This window comes from Streptosporangium sp. NPDC000396 (genome assembly GCF_042898655.1).
Lineage (GTDB): Bacteria > Actinomycetota > Actinomycetes > Streptosporangiales > Streptosporangiaceae > Streptosporangium.
Genome location: NZ_JBIAZA010000009.1, coordinates 58,280 through 71,920 on the forward strand (window position 1 = coordinate 58,280; position 13,641 = coordinate 71,920).

At 68.2% G+C, this 13,641-nt stretch carries 15 protein-coding genes, 1 tRNA gene and 1 pseudogene; 8 read left to right on the forward strand and 9 right to left on the reverse strand.

The window, feature by feature from the left end; all coding sequences use genetic code 11:
• Positions 1-62: 62 nt before the first annotated feature.
• Complete coding sequence (locus ACFY2X_RS16250; protein WP_389938710.1) at positions 63-932, reverse strand: PhzF family phenazine biosynthesis protein; 870 nt, start codon at positions 930-932, stop codon at positions 63-65.
• Positions 933-1,080: 148 nt separating this feature from the next.
• On the reverse strand, positions 1,081-2,217 hold the full coding sequence (locus ACFY2X_RS16255) for an FAD-dependent oxidoreductase (RefSeq protein ID WP_389938713.1): 1,137 nt from the start codon (positions 2,215-2,217) through the stop codon (positions 1,081-1,083).
• 586 nt (positions 2,218-2,803) lie between these two features.
• Between ACFY2X_RS16255 and ACFY2X_RS16260 the strand changes: the two genes are divergently transcribed.
• The gene (locus tag ACFY2X_RS16260) at positions 2,804-3,421 is read left to right on the forward strand and encodes a hypothetical protein (RefSeq protein WP_389938716.1); all 618 of its coding nucleotides are present in this window, start codon (positions 2,804-2,806) and stop codon (positions 3,419-3,421) included.
• 32 nt (positions 3,422-3,453) lie between these two features.
• On the opposite strand, the gene ACFY2X_RS16265 is transcribed toward ACFY2X_RS16260, so the two are convergent.
• Both ACFY2X_RS16265 and ACFY2X_RS16270 read right to left on the reverse strand, forming a co-directional pair.
• Positions 3,454-4,410 carry a helix-turn-helix transcriptional regulator gene (locus ACFY2X_RS16265; RefSeq protein ID WP_389938718.1) on the reverse strand — a complete coding sequence of 319 codons (957 nt, stop codon included), beginning with the start codon at positions 4,408-4,410 and terminating at the stop codon, positions 3,454-3,456.
• A gap of 329 nt (positions 4,411-4,739) precedes the next feature.
• On the reverse strand, positions 4,740-4,922 hold the full coding sequence (locus ACFY2X_RS16270; RefSeq protein WP_389938721.1) for a hypothetical protein: 183 nt from the start codon (positions 4,920-4,922) through the stop codon (positions 4,740-4,742).
• Between the two features lie 149 nt (positions 4,923-5,071).
• On the opposite strand from ACFY2X_RS16270, the gene ACFY2X_RS16275 reads away from it, so the two are divergent.
• Positions 5,072-5,440, forward strand: a complete 369-nt coding sequence (locus ACFY2X_RS16275) for an STAS domain-containing protein (protein ID WP_389938724.1) — start codon at positions 5,072-5,074, stop codon at positions 5,438-5,440.
• Positions 5,441-5,664: 224 nt separating this feature from the next.
• Here the strand turns inward: ACFY2X_RS16275 and ACFY2X_RS16280 are convergent, their stop codons facing one another.
• Positions 5,665-6,396 carry an alpha/beta hydrolase gene (locus ACFY2X_RS16280; RefSeq protein ID WP_389938727.1) on the reverse strand — a complete coding sequence of 244 codons (732 nt, stop codon included), beginning with the start codon at positions 6,394-6,396 and terminating at the stop codon, positions 5,665-5,667.
• Between the two features lie 335 nt (positions 6,397-6,731).
• Between ACFY2X_RS16280 and ACFY2X_RS16285 the strand changes: the two genes are divergently transcribed.
• Both ACFY2X_RS16285 and ACFY2X_RS16290 read left to right on the forward strand, forming a co-directional pair.
• Positions 6,732-6,932: a recombinase gene (locus ACFY2X_RS16285; RefSeq protein WP_389938730.1), complete on the forward strand. Its 201-nt coding sequence runs from the start codon at positions 6,732-6,734 to the stop codon at positions 6,930-6,932.
• Between the two features lie 108 nt (positions 6,933-7,040).
• The gene (locus ACFY2X_RS16290) at positions 7,041-7,694 is read left to right on the forward strand and encodes a hypothetical protein (RefSeq protein WP_389938733.1); all 654 of its coding nucleotides are present in this window, start codon (positions 7,041-7,043) and stop codon (positions 7,692-7,694) included.
• A gap of 372 nt (positions 7,695-8,066) precedes the next feature.
• Here the strand turns inward: ACFY2X_RS16290 and ACFY2X_RS16295 are convergent.
• The 3 genes and pseudogenes from ACFY2X_RS16295 to ACFY2X_RS16305 form a co-directional block, all read right to left on the reverse strand.
• Positions 8,067-8,667 (reverse strand): annotated as a pseudogene (locus ACFY2X_RS16295) (IS701 family transposase); the annotation flags it as partial.
• A gap of 147 nt (positions 8,668-8,814) precedes the next feature.
• Positions 8,815-9,021 (reverse strand): hypothetical protein, encoded by a 207-nt coding sequence (locus ACFY2X_RS16300; RefSeq protein ID WP_389938736.1) that lies wholly within the window; start codon positions 9,019-9,021, stop codon positions 8,815-8,817.
• A gap of 155 nt (positions 9,022-9,176) precedes the next feature.
• Positions 9,177-9,259 (reverse strand) — tRNA-OTHER (locus ACFY2X_RS16305).
• A 309-nt stretch (positions 9,260-9,568) separates the two neighbouring features.
• On the opposite strand from ACFY2X_RS16305, the gene ACFY2X_RS16310 reads away from it, so the two are divergent.
• The 3 genes from ACFY2X_RS16310 (at position 9,569) to ACFY2X_RS16320 (ending at position 11,400) form a co-directional block, all read left to right on the forward strand.
• On the forward strand, positions 9,569-10,504 hold the full coding sequence (locus ACFY2X_RS16310) for a LysR family transcriptional regulator (RefSeq protein WP_389938739.1): 936 nt from the start codon (positions 9,569-9,571) through the stop codon (positions 10,502-10,504).
• A 148-nt stretch (positions 10,505-10,652) separates the two neighbouring features.
• Entirely contained in the window at positions 10,653-11,000 is a 348-nt protein-coding gene (locus tag ACFY2X_RS16315) for a VOC family protein (RefSeq protein WP_389938742.1), read from the forward strand.
• Positions 11,001-11,214: 214 nt separating this feature from the next.
• Positions 11,215-11,400, forward strand: coding sequence for a thiazolylpeptide-type bacteriocin (locus ACFY2X_RS16320; protein WP_389938745.1), 186 nt, complete (start codon positions 11,215-11,217; stop codon positions 11,398-11,400).
• Positions 11,401-11,835: 435 nt separating this feature from the next.
• Here ACFY2X_RS16320 and ACFY2X_RS16325 read toward each other — a convergent pair whose 3' ends face one another.
• Positions 11,836-12,657: a metallophosphoesterase gene (locus tag ACFY2X_RS16325; protein ID WP_389938748.1), complete on the reverse strand. Its 822-nt coding sequence runs from the start codon at positions 12,655-12,657 to the stop codon at positions 11,836-11,838.
• A 352-nt stretch (positions 12,658-13,009) separates the two neighbouring features.
• Here ACFY2X_RS16325 and ACFY2X_RS16330 point away from each other — a divergent pair, with 352 nt between their 5' ends.
• Complete coding sequence (locus tag ACFY2X_RS16330; RefSeq protein ID WP_389938751.1) at positions 13,010-13,501, forward strand: hypothetical protein; 492 nt, start codon at positions 13,010-13,012, stop codon at positions 13,499-13,501.
• Positions 13,502-13,641 lie beyond the last annotated feature (140 nt).

Below are 13,641 nucleotides of genomic sequence, written 5' to 3' on the forward strand. Positions count from 1 at the left end.
GCGTGCGGCCGCGACGAGGCCCTGGCGAAGCGGGGCCGCCGTGGATGACGACCCACGCGGGTTCAAGGCAGGCGGACGATGCGCGCGACCTCCGCGGTGCCACCCAACTGGATCAGCGGGCCCGACGGGCTGTGCCGTGTGGTGGCGGTGATCGTGGAGGGACTGCCGAGGGAGTCGCCCATGTCGACGGCGATGCCGGTGACGCCCTGACCGGCCAGGTGAGCGGCGAGACAGGCCGTGCTGTTGGCGTTGGCGATGTCTTCCGGGACGCCGATCGAGGGGGCGAACATGCGGGCCGCGACATGGCCGGTGCCCGTCGGCGCGGAGTAGACGTAGCAGCCCAGGAATCCAAGACGGTCACAGGCGGCACGGAGCCGGTCGAGGTCTGGGACGAGGGCGGCGAGAGCGGACCGCGTGGGAACGGGGACCAGCAGCCGCGACCGCCCCATCGCGGCAACGCGGATACCGGGAACGGGCGTGTCCGAAGCGATGCCCAGTGCGGGCAGGACGAGGTCGCGTTCGGTCGCAGTGGGCTCGCGCAAGTCGACGGGACCGGGTTCGAAGAAGGCCTTGACGTGCGTCTTCTCTCGGACGGACCAGCCGGCGAAGACACGTCCCGAGGCCTGGAGGGTGGCCCGGTACTCCTCCTCCCCGGCGCGAACGGCGAGAAAGGCCAGAGCGGCCACTGTCCCGTGGCCGCAGGCGGGCAGTTCGCCCTCGGCGGTGAAGAAGCGCAGGGAAACCGACGGATCGCCGGGCCGGCTGTCATCCACGGAGATGAAGACGGCGTGCGACGTTCCCATCAGCATCGGCACGCGACGGCGGTCGTCGTCATCCAGCGGCGCCTCGTCCATCACCGCTGTGGGGCTGCCGCCTTCGCCTTCACGCAGGCATGCGCGGACGATCGTGACGGGCAGACCGCGCCCGCTCATAGGCAACCTGGATGTCGTCCGGCGAAGATCATACGAAATATCGTAAGAGTCGTTCCGTAATGCTGGGCAGCAGCGGATCCCGGGATCCGTACCGGTGGCGTCGTGGCACCGCGTCCCGATAGCGCGTCCGATGGCAAGGACACCGGTTTCAGATCCGGTTGCTGAGGGTGCGCAGCAGACGTCCGAATCCCCGAGTGGCAAGACGCGGCGGTGTGGCACCGTTCATGCGCATGAGGTACTCGCTTTGCATCAACGTCCTCGGGCCGGACACTGCGAGGCTGTGCGAGGCGACCGTGGAGGCCAGGGCCGCCTGCCGCCTCCGCTTGGACGAGTACACGCGTACGACCGCGGCCGGATCGGGTACGGCGCCCAGGCAATCCACCAGCGTTGCCACGTCCTCGAGCGCCTGGTTCGTGCCGTGCGCCATGACGGGCGGCATCCCGTGCGCCGCGTCCCCGAGCAGCGCGCACCGCCCGGCACCCCAACGGCACGGCACTTTGTGCCGGGTGTGCGGGAACATTTCGGCGTCGCCGTCCCCCAGCGACGCCAGAACCTGCTCCACCGGCGAGCCCCATCCCACGAACCGTCGGCGCAGCATCTCCAACGGCCTGCCCTCCGGTGGCGCGCCCGGCGACCACGGCACGTCGAAGAACCACTGCATGAGCCCGTCACCCGCACCCATGAACCCGAAATGGCCCTGTCGGCCGACCATCATCGTCGTGACCGACCCGGGATCGAACGGGGCCGGCGTCAAGCCCTGCCAGACCGCCACACCGGTCAAGGCCGCGGGGTCACCGCCCAGGACAAGGGCACGCACCTGCGAGTGCACACCGTCGGCTCCCACCAGGAAGTCGCCGCTGTACTCCTGACCTGTTTGCGTCCACACCCGTACGCCGTCACCATCGGCCTGCAATTTCATGACCCGCGCGCCGAACCGTACGGTTCCCTCCGGCAGCCCGTTCTCCAGGAGGGTGATCAGCGACCCGCGCGGGATCACCCGCGCCGCCGACCCGAACCGTTCCGCCAGCGCTTCCAGGTCGAACTCCAGCACCTGACGGCCGCTGGCGGTCCGCAGGCACAACGTCGTCAGCCGCTGTCCTGTCCCTTCCAGGTCAACACCCAGGTCGCCGAGGATCGCCGTGCCGTTGCACCACAGGGTGACGGCCCCGCCCCCAAGGCGCAGGCCCGGCGCCTGCTCCAGCACCACCGCCTCGTGCCCTGCGGCGATCAATCCCCGCGCCGCCGCGAGCCCGCTGATCCCCGCCCCCACCACAAGCACTCGCACCGGCGGCCTCCACATCAACTCTACAATCGGTAGTACTACTCCTTATAGAGGATCGGTGTCGGCGTTCACAAGATCCCGATCCGCACCGCTCATCGGGCACGATCCGGCCTTCCGCCGGGAGTCTCGTCATGGATCATGCAGGCCAAGCCTGCACAGCGGGATAAACCTCCACCACGACACCGCCACCACTACGGTCGACCGGTCGGCCTTGCCGCGCGAGATCGGCGGGTAAAGCAGCGCAACGCATGGCGGTGTGCCCGATGCGATCGGCGGAAACCCTCGCCAGCGCCGTCCGGATCGCCTCCGCTGCGAGATCAACCCCGGCTGTGATCATTCTCTTACGACAAGGCGCAGGCCCTCGGGGGGCGTGGTGTTCTTCCCGATGTACTGCGCCCGTACCGCCGGCGGTGGCGCCGCATTGCCAGCCGGCCGGACGCGATACCCGCATTCCCCACTGAGATTCACGGCAATCCCCAACGTTAGGGATTTCTCTCCGTCACCGGATTTCCCATTCTGAAAAGGCAAGACACGACCCCCACCGACGGGTGGGCCGGGAGACCCCACGGGAGTAAGGAGACCCACCTCCATGTCTCAATTCACCACCGAAGAGCAGAGCCGACTGGCCACCGTCCTGCACGAGTTGGATTCCGCGCCGAACGTGCGTGCGTCGGTCGGTGCCTCGCTGGAAATGCCATCGTCGCCCGGCCTGGCCGGCCTTGGCCACCGCGTCGCCAGTGCCGCCGGGATCGGGCTGCCGGTGACGCCGATGGCCACCGGAACGCTCGGCCCCTGGGAGGCGAAGATCGGGTTCAAGGACGGCGTCGCCGTGGGCGGTTTCGCCAACCTGGCCCTGCACGACACCGGCTCCTACAACTTCAGCGGGCACTTCCATGTGTCCGGTGCCATCAGCTACGACACGGCCTTCGTCTGGGCGGTCAAGGACTCTCTCAATCCGGCCACCGTCTACACCTTCGCGCACACCGGGCGGGTGCACGGCACCTTCGAACCCGGTTCGCGGGATGACGACTGGGGAAAGTCCGAGATCCTGCCCGCCCTGCACGACGGCTGGGCTGACCTGACCCGGCGTTGGTCCTGGCGCTGGGAGGCCAGGGTCAACGCGGATTTCGGGGTCTTCCTGGATGCCATCATCAAAGTGGTCGCCGCCGGCCAGGCGATCAGCAAGGTCGTCTCGATCGTGGCCTGACCCGGCAGGAACGGCCGGCTCGGAAACGGCGGTCAGCCGGCGATCGCCGCGATGAGCTCGTCCCGGCCCTGGGCCTGGGTCTTGCGGTACACCGATTTCAGGTGGTCATTGATGGTGTAGGCGGATAGGTCCAGGGCTCGGGCGATCTGTTTCGGTGCGGCCCCGGCATACAGGCACTCGATGACGCGGCGTTCGCCGGCTGTGATGCCGTACCAATCGCAAAATGACGGCACAAGCAGCTTGCCGCTGGCCGCCTGGATGAGAATGGCCACGTCACTGTCTCCGTTCTCATCCAGCGGCTGGCCGTGGATCAACACCCAGCGCCCGAAATTCGCCGCTGGTGCACAGATCAGCGGCGGCCAGGCGCGCGGATCACGCGCGTGTGCCCGTACGTGCAGTGACAGGCCGGCCCAGAGCGGGTTGGTGATCCAATCCGGTGCCCCGCTCCCGGCGGCCGGCCACATCTGCCGCATCCACGCCCGCGCCTGGGGAGATATCGACCGGACCGTGTGATCAGGGCCGATCGTGATGATCCCCGTCGGCAGCTCCGGAACCGTGGGCGTCAGCGGGCCGGCCGTCACATACCCGCGCAGCGCCACCAGGAGCGCCGGGCCGAGCTGCTGCACCCGGCGGAAGTCCTCCTCGCTGAAGGGCTTGCCGCCCTCGGCGCGAAGCAGGCCGAGCAGCCCCCACACGCCATGGCGGTCCCGTATCAGCAGGCGCAGTTCGCTGCCCACCCCATGGGAGGCCAGCACCCGCCGAATCAGCGTGTTGCGCCGGCCGTCGCCGCCACCGGCTCCCACCACGCTCAGCGGCACGTTCTGCCGGGCGAGGTCTGACGGCGGGCATGGGTCACCGCTGTGCAGATGCCGGTTGAGCACCAAGGCACTGATCAGCGCGGGCTCGTATCCGTGCCAAAAGCTGAACGCTCCCAGGCCGATGCCGGTCGCCGGATTCAAGCCGACCAGCCGGAGCGCGTCGTGCGCCACCCGGCGTCCAACGATCCGAGAAATCACCGCACCCACTTCGGCGGGCCTGCCGGCCTGACCGACCGCCGCGCACAGTTCATGAGCGATTCGTCCCTCACGCTCTGTCACCCAGCATCAACTCCGGTCGTGTGAGTCTCGACTGTCGAGTCGGACGATCGCTTTCACCGTTACGGCGGAGGGCCGTTTACGGACACATCTGTTCGCGACGGGCAGGCACGTCCCCGCTGGACGGCGCTGGTCATAGTCGGCCCGCAAGCGGGAATCCCCTCAACCATCACTAAGAGTCGCGATTGATAACTCAAAGTAGTGAGTTGAAATGTGGCCTGTCTCTAACCGTGCAGTAAGAGCCTCATGGCTTGAAGGCGCAGCGGCGTTCTGCTGGCCACCACGGCCACCCCGCCGGGGCGGGCCAGCCGAGCCGGCGCGGCCAGCGGCGTATTGGCGCGCAGGCCGGCGAGGGTGGCTCGCAGCCGGCCGACGGTCCACGGCGCCAATGGGGTGTGATCAGTCATGGTGCCCCATAGACGTCGGCATCAGGGAGGAAAGTTTGGGTGGGGGTTTGTCCGGCGGGAGTGACGGCGGGCCGTGAATGTGCTGATCTGCAGAGACATGTTCCAAATGCCCCCTTTGGGGGGCAGTCGATCCATCCCAGGAGATGCCATTGAAACGGCTGGAGCGGCTGGATGTCAGCGTGGAAACCGAAGGTCGGCGCACCGTGGTGCGCGTACGCGGTGAGGTCGACATGGTCACCGCCGAGTCGCTGGGCGTCGCGCTCGACCGGGCCGTCTCGGCAGGCGCCCCCTGGGTGGAGGTGGACCTGGCCCAGGTGCCGTTCATGGACTGCTCCGGGCTGCGCGTGCTGTTTCGGGCCAAGCGGCGCCTTCGCGACCGGGGCGGCACTCTCACCCTGTCCACCCCGTCCGCCCAGGTCGAGCGGCTGCTGTCTGCCGCCGGCCTCAATCACCGGCTGGATGCGTCGTGGCCACCGGCACATGGGCTGGTGACGCCCGGGCATGCCGCTCTCAGCTGATCCGGGCCACGGCCCTCCACGTTGCCTACGCTGACCCGCGGCGGCCCAGAAGGGACCCGCATGACCGTGTTGCAACCCGGCGACATCCTCTCCGACATGGACGCCAGCAGCCCCGCCGAGTTCGTCTTCCGCCTCGCCGTCCCGCTCGTCGTCGCGTGGTTGCGGGAACGCGGCATGGCGGTCGAACGGCGCCGCTCGTCTGCTGCCGGCCCGACGGCCCGGCCTCACTTCAGGTGCCGGGCGAAGAACCGGTTCCCGTCGTCCCCCTCGAACTGCGGGACGCCGGTGTGCCCGCCCAGATTGGCGTGCAGCGTCTTCTCCCTGGAGCCGAAGGCATCGAACAGGTCCAGGGCCAGCTGCCGGTCGTTTCCTTCGTCGTCCCACTGCAGCAGGACCTGCAGCGGAATGGTGACCTGCCGGGCCTCCTCGAACATGGTGCGCGGCACGAAACTCCCGGCGAACAGAAGGGCGGCCGAGATGCGCGGCTCGACCACCGCCAGCCGCATGCCGACGGCGATCACCCCTCCCGCGTACCCGACCGGGCCGCCGATCTCGGGCAGCTCAAGCAGGGCGTCCAGGGTGGCCCGCCATTCCGGGACCGCCTTTTCGACCAGCGGGAGGACGAGCCGGTCGACGATCTCGTCGTCGACCGGCTCGCCGGCCTCCAGCGCCCGGTGCAGGTCGGCGCGGGCCTCCTCGACGGCGGCGAAACGGGGCCGGTCACCGCTCCCGGGGAGCTCGATGGTGGCCGCGGCGAAGCCCTCCGCCGCGGAGTGCCGGGCCCGGGCCACCAGTCGGGGGTACATCTTGTGCAGTCCGCCGGGATGACCGACCAGGATCAGCGGCGCCGGTGCGGATGCGGATGCGGGCGTCCACAGAATGCCGGGGATCTCGCCGAGGATGAATTCGCGCTCGAGGACACCGTCGTCGAAGCGCTGTTCGGAAGTGAATCGCACGGTCGTGCCTTTCGGGAGTGCTGGTGAACGGCGCTCCCGGACGACCTATCGCCCGACCGTGACCCCAGAGGGGAGCACCCATGTCGATACGTTCACGGGTACCACCTCCTCGGTCTCTCGCACGGCCTCCGGAAAAGTAGCAGTGGTCACCGTGGTCCGCCAACAGGTTTTTGCGAAGGCTCCGGGGCCCGCCGCGAAGGCGGTCACGCTCAGCCAGCAAGATCCAACGGACTCACAGCCGCTCGCTTGACAAGTGCAGAGAAGGAAGCGCCACCACCGCAGAAGGTCCATGCCGTAAGAGCGGACCGTCGCCACCGCGGGGCATCCGATGTCCGATGCTGCAGGTCAACCCGAAGATGCTGTCCCGACTCGCGGAGATCGAGACAGACCTGATCCTCCGCCGCGAGCGAGCCGAGGAAGAGCAGTGGCTCGGCGAGATCGAAGGCATCGACATGACCCTGACCTTCGTCCACACCAAACAAACCGACGCAGCCCGCCTGACACGCCGGGCACCTGTCTCCCACTGGATTACGTAGTTCTACCGATGCTGCCCGTGACGGCGTGTGCAAGGCTCGTTGGATGGCCTTTGCTGTGCTGCGGGCCGCAGCACAGCAACCGGGATCGGACAGAACGCGAGGAGTCAGGTGTCCTTCGAGCAGTGGAGCACACGTTGGGAATCAGTACCGCTGTCCGAGGCAGCAGAGCGCTACGACATCTGCAAAGCCAGCGACAACCACGTGGAGGACCTGGAAGACCTCTTCGGGGACGAACCAGAGTGCTTCTTCGTTCATCAGGGTGACCTCACCATCGACGGGCCTTTGTCGATAGGGAACGACCCGGGTCTGGCACAGGACACCGTTTACGTCATCGATGGCGATCTGACGGTCAACGGGCCGATGCGTTTTTTGAACGCAGACGTCTCCACGCCGCTTTATATCACCGGCTCGGTCACCGCGCAGCACCTGATGTGCCTCATGGACAGCAATCTGTTCATCGGCGGCTCGCTCACCGTCGAGGGCCTGCTGATGACGGAACTCTCCGACACAGGAATGCTCGTCGTACACGGTGCTGCATCTGCGGGCGCGTGGCTCGAAACATGGGACAGGGGCGACGTCACCTTTGTCGATGATCTGAAGGCCCGTCGGCTGCGCCTGTCCGAGGGCGATCACCTCGAATACTCCGACGCGGATGATGCGGCTGACATCCTGTTGCCCGAGTTCCTAGACGGCGACACTGAAGATGCCTCGGAAAAGCTCTGGGAAGCCGCGCTTGAAGGACGTCCCCTGCTGCGCCCCTGATTCCCTGCCGGTTTGATCGGCAGCCGCGGATGAGTACAACTGGGTGAAGGACGGCCGTTGGGCGGTGCGCCTGGGGCAGGTGGGCGACCGGGGACTGTGGCAGATGGACGTGCTCAGCAAATGGGGTGACGGTCGCCCCCGTCTGAGTCGCCCCCGTCTGAGGGGAGACTCCCAGGGGCTGGGTATTCTCCCCGCAGCCGGTGCGTTGTTCACGCAGGGGGAAGGCCCCCTTGTCGCCGGGTTCAACTACCTGCTGGAGTGGCCGGCATCGCGGCGTAGCGTCGGCAGCCTTCAGCAGTCCCCGGGTCTGCTGGCCGCAGCCGCCGAACTACTCGGCGCGGGCACGGCAGCCGCCGTGGAAATCGAGGGCCGCCCGATGCTGTGTCTGTGGTTGCGGGCTACCGCGAGCACGTAGCCGGTACCGCGTGTCTTCAGGGCGGTGCGCAGTTTCGGGTTGCCGCCGTAGACCTCGTCGCCGGTCACCCAGAAACCGGGTGATCATGCGGGCGGCCGGTTCGGGTTTGGTCGCGAACGCGGTGTCCGGGGAGGGCCCGGCCGCCTGGCAGCGGTCGGGCTGGTCGGTCCGCGAGCGCGGGATGTACACGGCGTGTCCGCGTCGGCCTGCGTAGACCAGGTAGACGGCGACTTGGGAGTTTTCGATTCTCCCTGCCGTGCCGGTGTACTGGCGCTGGACGCCGACCGTATGGCTGTCCTTCTTCACGTCGCCGGTCTCGTCGACCACAAGTATCGCCTGGTCGTCGTGTAGGTGCTCGGCCACGTAGTCGCGCAGGTCGTCGCGGACGGCGTCGGCGTCCCACTTGGCCCGGTTTAGCAGGTGTTGCATGCCGTCCGGGCTGGCTTCCCCAGCCCACTCGGCGATGGTCCAGCAGTTCTTGCGGGGCAGATCCGAGAGCAGGCCGAGCACCAACCGCCTGTTCGCCTGTCTCGATGAGCCGTCCGATATCAGGTACAACGAGCCCGGTCAGGTCGCGTACGGCATCGCGTGGATCGACCATGGGGTTGAGTGGTTCGATTCGCCGACACGCGAGGTGATCAAGTCCCAAGTCTGCTCCCAGCATCTCCCAGAGCTGGGAACAGATGGGAACAGACAGGGGCGTCATCAGTACATCCACTTCGCGCTACGTCGGTGCCGGGTCGGCTCCGGCTCCTCACCACGAAGGAGCATCAGCCGCACCCGTTGGCGGGCACGGCGCTCGTAGATGTTGCAGTCCTCCCCGACTCCGGCGTACGCGCCGCCTCGGGTGAAGAACGTCTTGCCGTCTTCCTCCTGGATACGGGCCGGCATCGTGTTGTCCGTCCTGGACATGCGGTGACCTTCCGGCCCCGCCGGGCTCTCCGGCGTGGACCTAGAAGTCCGAACCCGTGAACCTGCCACTCATGCTGATCTCCCGGTTGCTGCCATTTCACGCCAGTCTGTCAGGTGATCAAAGGGCCGAGCGGCCCGAAGGCGACTCGACCCCGTGGAGCTCTCGACCGGATTCGAACCGGCGTTTCCGAGTCCCCAAGGGGCGCTCGGTGTCCTGGGCCGCTAGAACGACAAAAGCATCTGTGATCAGGCTACACGTGGATACCCGGCGGGTGGTCGGACATCACGGGCGCCGGGGACACAGCGGGGTTGGCCGCGGAGATCCCGTTGATCTCGACCGACCAGTTGCGCTACTTCGACCCGCTTTAATCATGACGGCCCGCTCCCAGATGGCGGGAAGGCCGATTATTGGCTCTTTCACCTACGTCCAAGCCGGGAAAAAGTTGCAGGAGACGGTTTCCGAGCCGCCGGACCCCATCTGACCACGGCTGACAAGGCGGTTGTCGGTGGCTTCGAACCGCCGAGATCACCCTCTTAACATTGGGCTATGGAGTTGGAGATCCGGCACCTGCGCGTCATCTGCGCCATCGCCGAGTCCGGCAGCCTGACCCGGGCCGCCAAGACGCTCCGCCTGTCCCAGCCCGGCCTCACCGCCCAGCTCCGCCGCATCGAGACCATGCTCGGCGGCGCGCTGTTCGAGCGGGCCTCGCAAGGCGTGCGGCCCACCGCGTTCGGCGAGCTCGTGCTGGTCAGGGCGCGAGCCGTACTGCCCGCCATCGACGATCTCGTCTTCGGGCTCCGCGCGCCGGCCCAGCACAGGACGCTGCGGATCGGCACGGTCAACGCTCCGCTGCTGGCCGGGCTCGTGACCTGGCTCGACGCGGCCCACCCCGAGGCCAGGGTGACCACCGTCACCCGGGGGGCCTCGACCCGGCTCGTCGAGCTGGTCGAGGCCACCCAGCTTGAGCTCGCGGTGGTGGGCGACTGCCCCGGCTTCGAGCTCGCGGCCCGGCCCAGCGTCGTGCTGCAACCGGTGGCGACCGAACCCGTCTTCGCGATGATGGCCGCCGGTCACCCGCTCGCGACCAGACCCGAGGTCACCCTCAAGGAGCTGGCCGCCGAGGACTGGATCGTCCCGCCGCCCGACGACGACCGGATCAGGGAGTACTGGGCGACGGTCTTCCACGGCGCGGGGCTGGCCATGCGGGTGCGGCACGAGGTGGAAGGACCCGTCTTGCTCGACCTCGTGCTCGCCGGGCGGGGCGTCAGCCTGTGCCAGGCGACCTCCCGCCAGTACCCCGGCCTCGTGATCAGGCCGATCGCCGACAACCCCCTCTGGTACCGCCACCTGCTGGCCTGGCACCGCGACGGTCCGCTCACCGCGGAGGCCTCCGAGATCGTCGAGCGCGCCCGGAGCGCCTACAACGAGGCGAGCAGGCGCAACGACGCCTATCCCGCGTGGCTGGCCCGCGGCGCGAGCTGACGGGCTTCCGGGACGTCCTGCACAATGATCTTCATGGCCGCTCGCGGGATCCGCCGGTTCTCGACGACCTCGATCGCCGCCGGGCGGCCGCTCCTACGCGCGACCAGGCACCAGGCCGCGATCACCGAGGCAGGAGAGGACGAATCACATGAGCATTCGCCGGGTAGTTCCCGACATCAGCAGTGAGGCGATCGACGAGAGCCGCACGTTCTACGAGCTGCTCGGCTTCGAGGAGGTCATGAACCTGGGATGGGTGGTGACCATGGCCTCGCCGGATAACCCGACGGCGCAGGTCACGCTCACCGGCCCGGATGCATCGGCGGCCGTGCAGCCCGACTTCAGCGTCGAGGTGGCGGACGTGGACGCGGTGCACGCGGCCGTGGCGGCGACCGGCGCCGAGATCGTCCACCCTCTCCAGGACGAACCCTGGGGCGTCCGCCGTTTCTTCGTCCGCGACCCCAACGGACGCGTCGTCAACGTGGTCAGCCACCGATGACCGGCGAAGAGCCACGCCCCTTCCCACCGGCGGGGATGCCGGTGGGCTCGCCGTGATCATCGGCGTTGCCGATGATCACATCCCGTGGCCTGCGGGACATTCGTAGAACGGCGTATTCACCTACTGACGAACACCCCCGGCAGAACCCGCCGTCTGGTTACGTATGCCGGTTACGCATTCCTGCTGATGACCGGGCGACCGCCCGAGCTTGACGATGATCACGGTTGGCACGGGGACGAGCAGGAACGAACTCGACCTGAAGGACCTGACCGTGGTCTCGATCCGCGACTCCGCGGCACTGCCGGAAACCGGCGCGTCCCAGTCCGACTGCTCCTGTTCCTGCGGCAGCAGCTCCTGCTGCAGCGGCGGCAGTTGCAACCACAACACCGAGCCGTACTGACCCAGGGCCACCATAGCGGTCCATACGGCTCGATTCCGAGCGATGAACGGCCGTCGTTCACCGGATCGAGGGGGCTTCCCCTCGATCCCTCCGCCCGGAGGGAGTGCGACCCCGTACTCCCTCCCCCGGACCGGGCGGGAGGAGACGATCGGCGAGATCACCTCGTACGGCGCCGCCCCGCAGCACCGATCAGCCCCGCCACGCCTCGCGAAACAGAAAACACGGATGACCGGTTCCGACAGCGCCGTCCTCGACTCCCGAGCATCATCCGGCGAGATCGCCGGACTCGCCCCTATGCCCTGGTCCGGCTGGCGGCGGCGCCTGCCCCGATGCCCGGACGCGCAAGGGTGAGCCCAACACTCTGCGATACGCCCTGCGGGCCGGCGCCGTCAAAACCGGCGCCGTCAAAACCGGCATCGTTGAGAGCCGCACCGTTCAGGCAGGCGCGCCGTGGACGGCACCGTCCAGGTCGGCGGCTTGCTCGACCAGCGTCAGATGCCCACCGGAGGTCCGTTCGAGGAGGGCGAGCGCGTCTCGCCCCGACCGGATGTGACCGAGACACACGATCTCCGTCGGGCCGATGACCGCCCGGTGCGGCCGGTGCATGTGACCGCAGAAGTGCCACCGTGCCCGGACGCGTTCGGAGAGCGCGCGCAGCTCGGGACGGCCGACCGGGCTTCCCCGATGCGGTCCGGCGATGCCTGACGGCCAGTCATGGGTCAGCAGGATGTCGATCTGCCCTGCCCGGCGTGCCGCCCGGCCCACCCGCTCCAGTTCTTCCGCGGTGTAGTAGGTGCGCTCCTTGATCGTTTTCCGGCGTGTTCCGGGAACGTCGGTGACGCGGGGCGAGTGGATGCCCGACAGGAACGCCACCCGAAGGCCCGCGACGTCGGCGACACCCGAACGACCGAGAAAGTACGTTCCGTCGCTCCACCGGCCGGGACCGGCGTCATCCAGGGCGGGCCAGGGCTCGTGGTTGCCGCCGATGAAGTACAGCGGGGCTCCCAGGTCGAGCAGGCCCTCGTGGACCAGCGGGAAGTCGCCGACCTTGCGGTACTTCGCCGGGCCGTGCACCCCTGCGGCCTCGGCCTCGTCGCGGTTGGGCTCGACGTCGCCGACGGCGAGGATGGCGTCCAGAGGACCGTGCGCCTGCCGGACGGACTCCGACCACTCGGCGAGCAACTCGAACTCGCCGTGGATGTCCCCGACCACCAGAACCCGCACAGGCCCGGTGGCCGCCTCGCGCCTGCGCGCCACAGCCCAGCTCCTTCTTCGAGCTATTCCATGAAGATATGGAACTACTAAATATGTCTTTTCAAGATATATGCGTAGATCACATCAGAGCTGGGCGTCGCGCTCCTGCTGGCCGTCTGGTTGATCAGCCGGAGCCGCCCGCAACCGACGCGGCCCGCCGGGGCGCGCCGGGCCGTGACCGTTTGGAACCGGCCGTGCGCCCCGCTCGCCTCCGGGGTGGACACGCGAGCGAGTTCAGGACTTTCGGACCGGCTTTTAGCGGCGAGTGGCCCTCCCGGCCTCCGCCGGGAGGCTACAGGCTCGACGGGAAAGGCCCGGTGCGGGCCTGTTCCCTGTTCGCTGAAAGGAGCGAGAGATGAGCCTCACCCGAGGGGCGGCGGTGGTGCTGCTGGGCGCGGCGGGTGCCGCGATGCTGGTGGCCGGTCCGGTGATGACGGCCCGGGGCAGGAAGGGGCGTGCGGAGATCCGTACGGAGCTCGGCAGCCAGGCGATCAGCTTCCCGCAGGCGGGGCTGCCCGGAGAACTCGCCGTCCACGCGGGTCAGAAGGTGCGGACCGGCCCCCAGGCCCGGGCCTACGCCGAGCTGATCGGGAACAACGTGCGGCTGGCCACGGGCGGCCGGTCCTACGCGGAGGTGAGCGCCGAGCTGATGGCCGCCGGTGGTGAGGACGAGAAGCTGGCGGCGCTGCGGCAGATGGCCTTCATGGGGCAGACGTTGCGTGCCTCGCTGCTGAACGCCTACCAGGCCTGGCAGCTCACTTCGCTGGTCATCGGCCTGGGCGCGCTGCTGACCGCGACCGGCGCGGCCTTGCTCGCGGCGAGCACCGCCCTCGTCTCCGGGAGTTAGGGCTTGGTCGCGTGGCCGGAAAGGACTGCCGCCCATGCGGTTAGGGACTTTCGTCACTACAGCCGCGTGTCCCGCGGTGATGGACTCCTCATCGGCCCGCTATCCGCTTTTGGGGATGGGCCGAAAGCCAGGGCTTGCCG

Coding starts and splice junctions, on each gene's coding strand:
- ACFY2X_RS16250 (WP_389938710.1), bottom strand. CDS start 932: ATGAGCGGGCGCGGTCTGCCCGTCACGATCGTCCGCGCATGCCTGCGT.
- ACFY2X_RS16260 (WP_389938716.1), top strand. CDS start 2,804: ATGTCTCAATTCACCACCGAAGAGCAGAGCCGACTGGCCACCGTCCTG.
- ACFY2X_RS16270 (WP_389938721.1), bottom strand. CDS start 4,922: ATGACTGATCACACCCCATTGGCGCCGTGGACCGTCGGCCGGCTGCGA.
- ACFY2X_RS16285 (WP_389938730.1), top strand. CDS start 6,732: ATGCTGCAGGTCAACCCGAAGATGCTGTCCCGACTCGCGGAGATCGAG.
- ACFY2X_RS16300 (WP_389938736.1), bottom strand. CDS start 9,021: ATGTCCAGGACGGACAACACGATGCCGGCCCGTATCCAGGAGGAAGAC.
- ACFY2X_RS16310 (WP_389938739.1), top strand. CDS start 9,569: ATGGAGTTGGAGATCCGGCACCTGCGCGTCATCTGCGCCATCGCCGAG.
- ACFY2X_RS16315 (WP_389938742.1), top strand. CDS start 10,653: ATGAGCATTCGCCGGGTAGTTCCCGACATCAGCAGTGAGGCGATCGAC.
- ACFY2X_RS16320 (WP_389938745.1), top strand. CDS start 11,215: ATGATCACGGTTGGCACGGGGACGAGCAGGAACGAACTCGACCTGAAG.
- ACFY2X_RS16330 (WP_389938751.1), top strand. CDS start 13,010: ATGAGCCTCACCCGAGGGGCGGCGGTGGTGCTGCTGGGCGCGGCGGGT.